Raw genomic sequence first — 12,227 nt, forward strand, 5'->3', positions numbered from 1 at the left:
GTCCCGAGCGCCACGGCTGCGGCCGGTGAACCGCACTGCCTCCCCGCGTGAAGTCCACGAATGGACGGAGCCCCCAGAGGACCCCGGACGCCCGGTTTCTCGGCATGACGCCCGAAGACGGGTAGGCTTGGGCCTCTTCTCCCCATGGGCGGCGCGGCGGACCTCTTCACCCGGCACGTATTCCTCGACCTCGAGACGACGGGGTTGGATCCGCGCGCCGACGAGGTCATCGAGCTCGGGGCCCTCTTCATCGAGAACGGCCGCGTCGTGGACCGCTACGTCCACTTCTTCGCCGCCTCGCGCCCCCTGCCCCTCACCATCCGCCGGCTCACGGGCATCAAGGACACGATGCTCGCCGGCCAGCCCCGGCTCGCCGACAAGGTGCCCGAGCTGCGCCAGAAGCTCGCCGGGTGGACCGTGGTGGCCCACAACGCCTCGTTCGAGAAGGGCTTCCTCCCGGACCTGCTCGGCCCCATCCGCGCCCCGGTGCTCGACTCGTGCGAGCTGATGCACTACCTGCACCCGGAGCTGTCCAGCCACTCGCTCGAGTCCCTCCTGCGCTGGGCCGGCAAGGGGCCTCGTGTCCGCCACCGCGCCATGACGGACTGCGAGGCCACCTGGTCCGTGCTGCTGCACGCGCTCGATGGCTGCATCCGCGACGGCCGCGCCGAGGACATCGCCGACCTGCTGGAGACCCTGGACCCTCGCGCCGCGCTGCGGCTGGCGCAGATCGAAGCCGGCGAGGCCGGGGGAGAGCTGGACGGAGCGCTCGACCCCGAGGCGGCGCCCCTCGTGTCGCTGCTCACCGGATTGTGGAACCTGTGCCGGGCCCGGCCCGCTCCGCTGAAGCTGGAGGCCACCGGCTTCCTCCCCGGACGCGCCGAGCGCCAGCGGGCCAACGGCTCGAAGCCGCCGCCCGAGCCGCCGGATGAGAATACGCCAGTGTTCCCCGTCCGCTCCGAGGAGGTGTCGGCCCTGCTCGGCCCCGGTGGTGCCCTGGAGCGCGCCCAGGAGGGCTTCGCCGCCCGCCCCGCGCAGCTCGAGATGGCCCAGGCCGTGGCTCGCACGCTGTCCGACGGCGGTCAGCTCGCGGTGGAGGCCGGCACGGGCACGGGCAAGTCGCTCGCGTACCTGGCGCCCGCGGCCCTCTTCGCCGCTCGCAACGGCCGCAAGGTGGGCGTGGCGCCGCATACCAAGACGCTGCAGGACCAGCTCATCGAGAAGGACCTGCCCCGCCTGCACCGCGCCACCGGCGGCGCCTTCTCGTACACGCTCCTCAAGGGCCAGACGAACTACCTCTGCCGCCGCCGCGCGCTCGACATCACCCGCGTGGAGCCCGGCATGGGCCACGCCGCGCGCGCCCCTCGCGCCTACCTGCGCGCCCTCATGCGCCGCGGCCCCGATGGAGACCTGGACCGGCTGAGCCACTGGTTCCGCGAGCGCTTCCCCGTGCTGCACGCGCTCGCCCCGGCCGTGCGCTCCGAGGCCTCCACCACGCTCGGCGAGCGCTGCCCCTACTTCCACCGCTGCTACTACCACTCGGCCGTGGCCCAGGCGCGCGACGCGGACGTGCTCGTCATCAACCAGTCCCTCGCCTTCGCCTGGCCCGCCCGCTACCCGAAGCTGGACCACCTCGTGCTCGACGAGGCCCACGAGGTGGAGGACGTGGCCACCACCGCGCTCTCCTCGGAGCTGTCGGACATGGCCTTCAGCCGGCTCGCCGAGCGGCTGCACGGGCGCGACGGCCGGCGCGGACTCTTCGCCGAGCTGCGCCGGGCCCTCTTCGCCTCGCGGCGCGCCGAGGCCCGCGTGCTGATGAGTGAGATCGACAGCGCCCTGCTCTCGGTGAGCACAGCCGCGCGCGCGCTCGGCGAGCGGGTCACGGCGCTGTGCGAGCCGGCCGCGGCGAGCACCTCCGAGGACGCGGACGAGTCCGCCTACGCCCCGGAGCTGCGCATCACCGCCGAGGTGCGGGCCTCGCCCCCGTGGACGCCCGTGCGCGAGGGGCTGCTGGAGCTGCGCGAGTGCCTCCAGGGCCTGCACAAGCTGCTCACGGTGGGCCTGCAGGAGATACTGCCGGACCTGGCCGTGAAGATGCCGCCGCTGGAGCGAGAGCTGGCCGGCGGCGTGTCCGAGGTGTTGGAGCTGACCACGCTGACCTCGGAGCTGTCCGACGAGCCGGCGGAGGGCCGGTGCTACGCGGCCACGGCGGTGCCTCGCAAGCAGCGCTGGAGCCTGAGCGCGCAGCCGCTGAACGTGGCGCCCTACGTGTCCCGGGACTTCGCCCAGCACAAGCGGGCCCTCGTGCTGGCCTCGGCCACGCTGAGCACGGGCACCGAGCGGATGCCCTATGTGCTCGGACGGCTGGGGCTGGACGGGCGCAACGAGGGGATTCCCGCGCCCCGGCTGCTGCGCGCGCCCACGCCCTTCGATTTGCGCAAGCAGGCCCTCGTCATCCTGGTGATGGACGCGCCGCGCGCGCACGAGGAGCCCTTCATCGAGTGGGCCGCCACGCGCGTGTCCGGGCTGGCCCAGGTGATGGGCGGGCGGGTGCTGGGGCTGTTCGCCTCCACGCGGCGCATGGAGCGCGTGGGCGACCTGGTGAAGGCGAAGCTGGAGCCGATGGGCATCGAGGTGATGCGGCAGTCGCGCGGGCACGGGCGCTCGCTGGCGGCGCGGCAGGAGAAGGACACCGGCACGGTGCTGCTGGGCACGAAGAGCTTCTGGCAGGGCGTGGACATCCCCGGCCGGGGCGTGGGCTGCGTCTTCATCGACAAGCTTCCGCTGGAGCCCGCCAGCCGCCCGCTGGTGGCCGCGCGCGAGGAGCCGCTCGCCCGCGGAGGCAACACGCACCTGGGCTTCCTCCACTACCGCATGCCCCGGGCCCTGCTGATGCTGCGCCAGGGCGTGGGCCGGCTCATCCGCTCGCACGCGGACCGGGGCGTGGTCGTCATCGCCGATCCGGGCCACCCCAGCTACCGGCAGATGCTGCTGGACGCGCTCGCCGGCTACCGCGTGGAGCTGCTCCCGTGGTCCGAGGCCCGGGTGCGCCTCTACTCCGCCATCGAGGAGATGGGGCTCATCCGCCGGGCCTGAGGCCAGGGGGGCTTTCCTCTCGCACGGGGATGGCCCAGAGTTCCCCCATGGCTCCCTGGATGGCACTCGCGTGGTTGTGGCTCCTGGCTACCGTCATCTCCCTCGTGTCGGGCGTGGTGATGGCCCTCGTGTGTTGGGCCGTGGGCGCCTCGCTCTCCGAGGTCCGCTTCCACGTCGGCCCCCCGCTGCTCAGCTTCCGCATCCGGGGCGTCAAGTGGAGCCTTGGCTTCCTCAACTTCGGCGCGAGCGTCACCTTCGAGCCGCTCGGCATCCGCAGGGATGGGTCGGACAACAACAGCTTCCTGCAGCTCCCCCTGTTCCTCCGGCTCATCGTCCACACCAGCACGGTCGCCGGCATGCTCCTGCTCGCCGTGGCGTGCCTCTCGCCCGCGCGCGGCCTCGCGGCGTTCACCTCGGGGTTCGAGCAGGTGGTCAACGTCATGCTCGCGCGGGAGCGGGTCGTCGCCTTCCTCGCGCTGCTGAGGTCCGAGGGCTTCGTGCCGGCGCTCGGCGTGCTCTCGGCGAAGCTCGCCGCCCTCAACCTGCTCCCACTGCCTCCGCTCACCGGCTACATGATGCTGCGCGAGCTCTGGCAGGGCATCTTCAAGCCCCGGACGCCGAATGAGGGGGTCCCCGCCTGGGGCATCACGCTGGTGCTCCTGCTCCTCCTGGGCTGGGGCTACGGCCTCTACGAGGGCCTCGTCCATCCGTACTCGAAAGAGCCCGGGCTCGGCGTCATGTTCCGCGAGGCCAAACGGCTCATCGGAACCGCCGCCGATCCCTGAACGCGCGGGCCAGCTCAGGCGGAGCCCGGCTTCGTAGCGGGAGGTCCGCGCTCCAAGGGGTCCCACACGAATTCCTCCGTGGGAGTCAGAACCATGTTGGTGAAGCCATGGCGCTCAACGAAGCGCGCGAAACGCTCGGAGACGACCAGGTCTCCATAAAGGCCGCGAGGACGGAAGATGTCTTCCCCCTTCCAGGTGCCGGGCTCCAGGGCGAAGCCATGGATGGAATCTGTTCCTTCGGAACGGCACTCCTCGCAGGTAGGTGGTTTGTTGTAGCGGATGCGGCTGCGGGCCACGTCCACTGCCGCGCGGCCGAAGCAGGCCGTGACCGCCAGGTACTGGGGGATGTTAGAGGGCTTGGGGCCCCGACGTTTCCGGCGGACCCGTACCACCTCCACCGGATGGAAACCCTCCAGTCCCATGAGCCCCTCTTCCCTGAAGGCCTTGGCGAAACGCTCGGACACGAGAAGGTCATCCCCCTGGGTTTCGAGGTAGTCCCCGGCCTCCTCACCGTGCAGTAACAGCTCGATGCGGTAGGGGGGCAACCACCTCATCATTCCAATGGGGTCCCCGCATTTCGGGCAGTCGGCCCCCTCTTCGCGATTGACGGGCTCGGCCTTGTCTACGTCAACGTCGTAATGAGACCAGAGCGCGCCCTTCTGCAAGACGAAGAAGCGGGGGGAGGTCGCCGACTCAGAAACCAAGGGGGAACCTCTCACGCATCAAGGGCCGGTCATGGATTTCCCGAAGGAAGGTCTCGAACTCCTTTGAGGTCGCTTTCTTGTAGCGCCGCAGCCATTCAACGACCTCCGCGTCCACATCCCGATGCCATTTCTGGTAGCCACAGTGGGCCTTCTCATCCACGGCCCGGGTGACGAAGCGCGGGTCACGCGCCTCGTACTGGCCGCGAAGCGTTCTGTGTTCCTCCAACGCCTTGGCGATGCGTTTGGAGATGACATGGTGCAGCTGCCCCTTGCACTCCTTGGGCTCGGAACAGTCGGAGGCAACCGCGGCCTCGGCCGCGCTGTCCGCCTTCCGGGCGGCCTCCTCCACCTTGGACCGCGGCGCGAACTCCTCCAGGAGTTCCAGCAGCGCCTGCTCCTGCAAGGTACTGCCTGACTCACACATGCACTCCAACTCCACCAGCGTCCCGCCAGGTGGTGGGGGTGGCTGCTGCGTGAGCAACAACATCAACAAGGTCGCGAACATTGGGCTCCTCCCAGGTGCTGATGAAGACACGCAAGCGCCATCAGCGCGCCGGAAACCCGAGGAGCTTCCGGCCCGCCTCGACCGTCCGCTCCTCCGGTGCGCGCTCATCGCCCTCCTGCTGGAGCTCCCAGACGCAGTGCAGGGCGTAGATGTCCTCGGGAGGCAGGCCGGCCGTCGCCTCTCCGAAGAGCGCGAAGGTGACCGAGCCCACCATGCCCACGCCTTCCTCCGGTTCGCCCCCTTCCTCTTCGTAGCGGTAGCGGAAGAGCCAGACGTCGCGCTCGTCGTTCGTGGGCGGCCAGAAGAGCCGGCGGTGATCGTAGACCTCGAGGTGGTCGGGCGGCCGGCCGAATTCCGACGGGTGCTCGAGCCAATCGCTCATCTCGGCCATCGCGTCGAGCCGGAGGCGCTCCTCCTTCGGGAGAGGCGCGGGCGGGTGACCGAGCTCCTTCAGGTAGGTCACGGCGCGCTTCCGGGTCTTCGGGTCCTTCGACCAGTCCTGGAGCCGGGCCACGGCCAGGGCATCTCCACCCCAGGCGGCGGCCCAGGCGGCCTCCATGCGGACCGCCACGTCGGGGTGCGCCTGGGCCAGGGTGAAGAACTCCCGCGCGTCCTTCAGGAAGGGCAGGCTGGCCGCCGCGCTGTGGGCGTACGAGAAGTGGTCCGGGTCCTCGTCGGTGAGGAAGGCCCGGATCCGCTCGCGCCCCTGGGCCGTGTCGAAGGCGTGGGACGTGACGCCGTGCTCGCGCGCGAGCGTATTGGCCATGTCGAGCAGCGCCACGGCGATGAACCCCGGAGGCAGCGGCTCCCGGAGCGCGGAGGCGACGTGAGTGGCGGCTTCCTTCTCCGCCTTGACGAGCGCGAACAGGGCGACCGACCACATGTAGCTATCGGGAGCGAGCGGGATTCGCGCCGCGTCGATGATGCGCTGGAGCGCCTCCTCTCCCCGGTACATCCCGAAGATCTTCAGGACGTAGAGCAGATCGCTGGCGGCGTTGTCATAGCCCTCCTGAGGACCGGCCTTCCGCCACTCGCGCAGCCGCGCGTCATGGAGACGGAGCAGGGCGGGGAGCGCCTCGGTACGCAGGGTCACCGCCGCTTCCTTGACCGTAGGCCGCTGGAAGAGCGCCACGATCTTGGACAAGGGTGACACGACGGACTCGGGGTCCGTGTACTTCTCGGGGTGGGCCTCGAAGTCGAGAACGAGCCTGGCGGCCCGGTGTGCGGCCTCCGCCGAATCGATGTCGGCCGTGGACCAGTGCTCCAGCGCTTCCCGAGCAGATTTCTCCTGGGTCATGGATTGGTGTCTACCGCAGTCCCTGGGAGTTCCTGTAGCGAAGTCGAGCGCCCCTCGGGCCAGCACGCCCCCCTGCGGTAGACTCGCGCCCGGACAGGTGACGTCGGCCCACGGAGTCAGGACATGGCACGCAGCCTCTGGTCGTGGAATGGAGCCTTCCTGGGCATGCGCGGCGGTGACGGGACCCAGCCCGCGAAAACCCCAGTGAGCTGGGCCCTGGACGTGCCTTGATCACGAATCTGGAATGGACGGCGCTGTTGGGCGCCGTGCTGCTCTCCACCGGCTGCGTCACGCTGGCGCCCCGGCAGGGCGGCTGCACCGCGGAGGCGGGCGAGCACGAATTCTCCGAGGTCGCCAGCGCGAGGCATCCCCTTCAGGAGCCGCCCTCCTGTGGGGGGCAAGCCGTGCCCCCGGGCTGGCCGGACTACTCCTCCAACGACAGCGAAGCACTCCTCGCCCCCTTCCTCACGTGCACCTCGCCCGCCGAATACGTCGCACTGCAGGAGCGCGTGGACATGCCCCGGCTGGTGGAGTCGCTGACGGACTGGGATGCCGTGCGGCTCGGCTCGCTGGGGCCCGTGCGGGAGGACGCCGCCGGCCTGCTCAACCGCAAGCGCCTCGCGTTCATCCTCCACGCCACCGGCACGTATGGAGTCGCCCATGCCGAGGTGTTCGTCCGCTACCTCCTCGACTCGGCTTATGACGATGAGCTGCGGGAGCTCCTCTTCTGGCTGGCCCGGGACAAGCGGCTGGAGTCCACGCTGGGGCGGATGCCCAGGGCCCGTGCGGAGTTGGAGGCGCGGGGTCTGAAACTCTCGGCCCGTCCGGACAGGGACTTCCAACCTGGAGACGTGCTGCGAGGGGCAGACCATGCCGCCTCGGACCTGCTCACCCACGAGCAGGAGAAGAATGCCTGGTTCACCCACTACGCCCGGCAACGAGGCCAGCTCCCACCGTCCTACCAGGAGGACCTCGACGAGGTGGAGCGGGAGGCGGCGCGGCAGCACTACTCGGCGGGCAACGTGCTGCTGGGCAGCGTGGACCAGGTCACCTTCGGCGTGCCGCTGGGCTTCTACTACCTCGCGGCGGGAACGGGTCACGGGCTGTCCTCGCTCTCGCGGGGTGAGTACGAGCAGGCCGTGCGCGAGCTGACGCCCCTCGCACTGCTGGCAACCCTGTACGCGGGTGGCAAGGGCGTGCGCACCGTCTACGAGGCCCGGGGAGCAGGAGCTGGATTCCAGGGGGGACTCGCGACGGTACGGGCGCGAATGGGTCTCCTCGCGGAGAAGACGCGGCAACTGCAAGCGCAGCTGGGCACGGGCGTGGAGGGCCTGCGGGAGCTGGCCCGCTACATCCAAGCCAGACGCGAGGCGGGACGCTTCGTGGCCGTGGGGGGAATGGACGCCGCGCTGGCGCTCTACGAAGCGCGGGGGAACGTGGCCAGGGCCCGGCCGCTCATGTCCAGGGCCAGGCCCGGGGCCACGGGAGCCCCACCCGTGCGCCAGGGCACCCTGGCCTCGCTGGTGGATGAGGGGGTGGGCCACACGCGGGAGGTGGTGGACGCGAAGCTGGCGGCGGTGGAGTTGGAAGCCACGGGCCCGCGCCTGCCCACGGACACGCGGGTGCTGAAACAGCACCGCCCCTCACTCGATGCCCCGCCGTCCAAGGCCCGGGGCAACCCGCGCTGGCTCGAGTACGTGGACTACTACGAGCGGCGCCTGGGCGAGGTGGAGCAGGGCAAGGCCAGCAAGGGCCCCCTGAAATGGGAAGGGTACGAGCAGTTGCGCGGGTGGTTTGCCCGGGGGCTGGCCTTCGAGCGCGACATGGTGAAGCTGCTGCGAGAGGACGCGGCGAAGCCTCGGGCCGAGCGCCGATTCCTCGGGGACTTCAACAAGCCCCGCATTGAAACGCAGGTGGGCGTGAGGAAGCCGGATTCTGGCCTGCGCTACGCGGATGTGCTCGTCATTGAGGAAGGCCCGCTCGGCGGAGGGCCTCGGCGCGTGGAGACGTTCAGCTTCAAGAGCCGTGACCTCTCGAGGATGGGGAGAGACACTTTGACGGCACAAATCATCGAGGACGCCAGTGAGGCACTGAGACTCTACGGCGAGAGGCTGGATATCCGCCGAAACTCCCTCCAGCCCCTTTTGCCGGGAGGCAGCGAGGTGCAGGTTCCGAGGGTGCGCCTCATCTACGAGGGGGGCGAACTCAAGCCCAGGAACGCAGCTTTTTTGAATGATGCCGTGGCGAGAGCCCAGAGTGATGTACCTGGAGTGGAGGTGTCGTTCCAATGAAGGTGCTGGACCTGCACGGTTTGCCTGAGGAAGACAGCCTCCGCCTGGAGTTCAAAGGTGGCTTCGAGCCACAGGAAGGGCTCCAGAACGAATTGGAATCTTTTCTGCTGACGCTCGAGGAGCACGCCGACGGATGGATGCCGGACGTCGTCAACGGCAAGCGGCAACGCAAGTACTCCCACTCTTCCTTCTGGAAGGCACTGGAAGAGCGGCGCAGCCAACGATCTACAGGGCTGGGTCTCTATCGCACGACGTGGCCCGCGTTGGACATGTCGCTCTGGCTCTCGTTCGCATCTCAGCCCCCCAAGCTTGACTGTGCTGTCATCGTGAAGCCGCTCTCCTTCTTCACGGAGGCAGCGCGCTGCCAAAGGCTGGTGGACATGGTGCGCGCCTGGGCCTCCCGCTACCCCGTCTGCCATGCTTCAGCACATAGCTCTGATGACAGCGAGCTGGCGGGGTTTCCCAGCTTTGGTCGCGAATTGCAGACCACTGTTCGGGACGGCTTCGACAAAATCTACGAGGTCTTCTGGCTCAACATCTTCGGCCCCAAGCTGGTGGAAACCGTGGGCCGCGAGCGCATGCTGTCCACCCCGGCTCACCGGGTGGAGGAGTTGCCCAACGGCTCCGTGCTCCTGGTGACGTGGCCCACGGTGACGGACTTCGCGAGCAAGGAGGCACGGCTCGCTCAGGCCCGAGCCCACGCCCACCTCCGGCCACACCTCGACTTCGACACCGTGCTGCACAGCTTGCATGAGCGCAGTGCCAGGCTGGCCCCCGTGGAGCCCCGCTTCCATCCGGACCTGGCTCCGCTCCTCTCGCGGGTGGTGGACCGCGCCACCAGTCACGAGCGCCCGCGCAGAATCGCCGAGCTCAACGCATGGCAACCCCCCGAGCCCGAGGAATGGCGCCCCGCCAACTCCGCCCTGCCTCCGGACGTGGACGACCCGGAGCGCGCTCTCGAGTACTACGGCGACCTCGCCGAGCACCTCGTGGCGCTGCTGCACTCGGAGGTGCCCTCCGTCTTCAATGCCACACCCGAGTCGCTCACGGATGCCGACTTCTACTTCTGGCGTGAGGAATTCCCGACGAGCCGCCTGCGGGAAGCCATCGACGAGCACGCGGTGCCCGCCATTGGCGCCTACCTGGGTGAGGTGCTGGTGCGCAACCTCGGTGGCCGGTGGATTCCGCGAAAGAAGCTCGAGGAGGCCCAGGTTCTCGTGGGCAACCGCGTGTGGCTTCCCTTCGTCCGGGCCCGCAACGCCATGCGCTCGCGACAGTCGCTGCTGGACTGCTCCCTGACCTGGCTCTATCGCGTGGCCGAGCGGCACAGGGGCTGAAGCGTGAAACGACGTGGTGCCCCGCCGGGCCTCACGTGTCCCATTCGAACGTGTCGGCGGCCTCCTCGACGATGCGCGGGGCCAGCACCTTGAGCAGGTCCTCGGGCTTCGCTCCCGACGCCTGCACCTCCACGTCTCCCAGCAGCGCCTGGTCCGGGTAGCCGATGCACACCATCCGCACCAGCAGCCCTCCCGATTCCGTGGAGTGAATCTCCGCCTGCACCCGGAAGCCGTGGATGCCGTGCTTGCGCAGCACCCCCTGCGCCGCCGCCTTGCTCTCCTTCGCCGGTGCCAGCTGCGCCCCCATCTGCGTCAGCTTCCGCTTCATCCGCGCCTCGGCGAACTTCACCACCTCGGGCTTCAGCCCGCCCGTCTTGTCCTTCACCCCGGCGAAGTGCACGTACACCCGCGGCGTCTGGTTCTTCAGCTCCTGCAGCACCTGCACGGACGCCTTGATGGCCGCCTGCGCCGCCGCGTCCGTCTCGCCCTTGCGCGCCTTCAGGCACTCCAGCCCCGCCACTTCCTTCAGCTTCCCCAACGCCTGGGCCGCCGCCGCCCGCACCACCCCCTCCGGATCCTTCAGCCCTCCGCACAGCGGCTTCACCGCCTCCGGATCATCCGAGGACCCCAGCCCCTGCGCCGCCTGCGAGCGCACGCGCGGCTCCTGCCCCTGGCCGAGCTGTTTGCTCAGCGAGGCCGTCCGGGAATCCACCTGGGCCACAACGGCCCCGGGCAGGGTGAGCACGAACACAACGAGGAGCGAGAGCGAGCGCCGCATACGGGGAAACGAATCCTAGCGTCCGGAGCGAGAGGAGCGCAGCCCACCCGGGGTGTGCGCTATTTCCACTTGAAGGAGGCCGCGGTCTCCGTGATGGCCTCGGGCGCCAGGGCCCAGAGCAGCTCGTAGGGCTCCGCCCCCGACGCCTGGACCTGGATGCTCCCCAGCAGTTGCAGCTTGCCCGGGTAGCGCGTGCACATCACCGCCAGCATCAACCCTCCCGAAGCCCCCGGGCGGATCTCCGCCGTCAGCCGGTACCCCTGGATCTTGTGCTTGCGCAGCACCCCCTTCGCCTCCGCCTCGCCCTCCTTCGCCGGCGCCAGCCACGCCCCCTCCTGCGTCAGCTTCCGCCGCATCCGCGCCTCGGTGGCCTTCACCAGCTCCGGCGGCAGCGTCCCCGTCGTGTCCTTCACCTCGTTCAGCAGCACGTAGAACTTCGGCGGCCGGGCCTTCAGCTGGCGCAGCTTCCCCACCGCCGACTCCACGGCCGCCCGGGCCGCCGCGTCCGGCTCCTCCTTCCGGGCCTCCAGGCACTCCACCCCTCCCAGCTCCCCCAGCTTCTCCAGGGCCTGGGCCGAGGCCGCCCGGACCTCCGCCGCCGCGTCCTCCAACCCCGCGCACAGCAGCGGGAGCGCCTCGGGGTCCTCCGATTCCCCCAGGAGCCGGGCCGCCTGGACACGGTGCTCGGGCTCGGCCCCCTGCTTCAGCCTCCGGCCGAGCGAGGCCGTCTGGGGGTCGGTTTGCGCCAGGACTGTCGCCGGGCAGACGAGCAGCAGAAGGGTGACAAGGTGGGATGGGGAGCGCATGTCAGGAGGTGGATCCTAGCCCGGTCCACAAGAAACGCAGCGTACCCACCACTTGTGGCATATACCCTCACCATGTCCTCTGCCCTATCCGCTTCCCAGATTCGAGAGGCGTTCCTCAAGTTCTTCGAAGAGCGCGGCCATCGCCGCGTCGCGTCGTCCTCCCTCGTGCCGCAGAACGACCCCACCCTGCTCTTCACCAACGCAGGCATGGTGCAGTTCAAGGACGTCTTCACGGGGCGTGAGAAGCGCGAGTACACCCGCGCCACCACCTCGCAGAAGTGCGTGCGCGCCGGCGGCAAGCACAACGACCTCGAGAACGTGGGCTTCACCGCCCGGCACCACACCTTCTTCGAGATGCTGGGGAACTTCTCCTTCGGCGACTACTTCAAGAAGGACGCGGTGGCCTGGGGCTGGGAGTTCTGCACCAGCCCGCAGTGGCTGGGGCTCGACCGGTCGCGGCTCGCCGCCACCGTCTTCGAGGGGGAGGGGAGCCTGCCCTGGGACGAGGAGGCCTTCGAGCTGTGGAAGGCGCAGGGCGTGCCGCCCGAGAAGATCTACAAGCTCGGGAAGAAGGACAACTTCTGGTCCATGGGCGACACCGGCCCGTGCGGCCCCTGCTCGGAGCTCC

The 12,227-nt window shown here is 69.5% G+C and carries 9 protein-coding genes and 1 pseudogene; 5 read left to right on the forward strand and 5 right to left on the reverse strand.

Annotated elements, in window-relative coordinates; translation table 11 throughout:
* The first annotated feature begins 144 nt into the window (after positions 1–144).
* Together AC16DP_RS18160 and AC16DP_RS18165 are read left to right on the forward strand one after the other, a co-directional pair.
* Positions 145–3,096 (forward strand): helicase C-terminal domain-containing protein, encoded by a 2,952-nt coding sequence (locus AC16DP_RS18160; protein ID WP_329729389.1) that lies wholly within the window; start codon positions 145–147, stop codon positions 3,094–3,096.
* A gap of 47 nt (positions 3,097–3,143) precedes the next feature.
* Positions 3,144–3,881, forward strand: coding sequence for a site-2 protease family protein (locus AC16DP_RS18165; protein ID WP_329729390.1), 738 nt, complete (start codon positions 3,144–3,146; stop codon positions 3,879–3,881).
* Positions 3,882–3,895: 14 nt separating this feature from the next.
* Here the strand turns inward: AC16DP_RS18165 and AC16DP_RS18170 are convergent, their stop codons facing one another.
* The 3 genes and pseudogenes from AC16DP_RS18170 to AC16DP_RS18180 form a co-directional block, all read right to left on the reverse strand.
* A complete protein-coding gene (locus tag AC16DP_RS18170; protein WP_329729391.1) occupies positions 3,896–4,438 on the reverse strand; it encodes an imm11 family protein in 543 nt (180 codons plus the stop codon).
* A 136-nt stretch (positions 4,439–4,574) separates the two neighbouring features.
* Positions 4,575–4,853: pseudogene (locus tag AC16DP_RS18175) on the reverse strand (AHH domain-containing protein); the annotation flags it as partial.
* Between the two features lie 277 nt (positions 4,854–5,130).
* Positions 5,131–6,387, reverse strand: a complete 1,257-nt coding sequence (locus tag AC16DP_RS18180; RefSeq protein WP_329729393.1) for a hypothetical protein — start codon at positions 6,385–6,387, stop codon at positions 5,131–5,133.
* A gap of 227 nt (positions 6,388–6,614) precedes the next feature.
* On the opposite strand from AC16DP_RS18180, the gene AC16DP_RS18185 reads away from it, so the two are divergent.
* Together AC16DP_RS18185 and AC16DP_RS18190 are read left to right on the forward strand one after the other, a co-directional pair.
* Positions 6,615–8,678, forward strand: a complete 2,064-nt coding sequence (locus tag AC16DP_RS18185; protein ID WP_329729394.1) for a hypothetical protein — start codon at positions 6,615–6,617, stop codon at positions 8,676–8,678.
* On the forward strand, positions 8,675–10,015 hold the full coding sequence (locus AC16DP_RS18190; RefSeq protein ID WP_329729395.1) for a hypothetical protein: 1,341 nt from the start codon (positions 8,675–8,677) through the stop codon (positions 10,013–10,015). Before AC16DP_RS18185 ends, AC16DP_RS18190 begins: the two co-directional genes overlap by 4 nt.
* 31 nt (positions 10,016–10,046) lie before the next feature.
* On the opposite strand, the gene AC16DP_RS18195 is transcribed toward AC16DP_RS18190, so the two are convergent.
* Together AC16DP_RS18195 and AC16DP_RS18200 are read right to left on the reverse strand one after the other, a co-directional pair.
* A complete protein-coding gene (locus tag AC16DP_RS18195) occupies positions 10,047–10,793 on the reverse strand; it encodes a HEAT repeat domain-containing protein (RefSeq protein WP_329729396.1) in 747 nt (248 codons plus the stop codon).
* Between the two features lie 59 nt (positions 10,794–10,852).
* A complete protein-coding gene (locus tag AC16DP_RS18200) occupies positions 10,853–11,599 on the reverse strand; it encodes a HEAT repeat domain-containing protein (protein WP_329729397.1) in 747 nt (248 codons plus the stop codon).
* A 72-nt stretch (positions 11,600–11,671) separates the two neighbouring features.
* Here AC16DP_RS18200 and AC16DP_RS18205 point away from each other — a divergent pair.
* The coding region (locus AC16DP_RS18205; RefSeq protein ID WP_483956811.1) for an alanine--tRNA ligase-related protein at positions 11,672–12,227 on the forward strand (556 nt) is incomplete at its 3' end.

The organism is Archangium sp. (assembly GCF_057119385.1).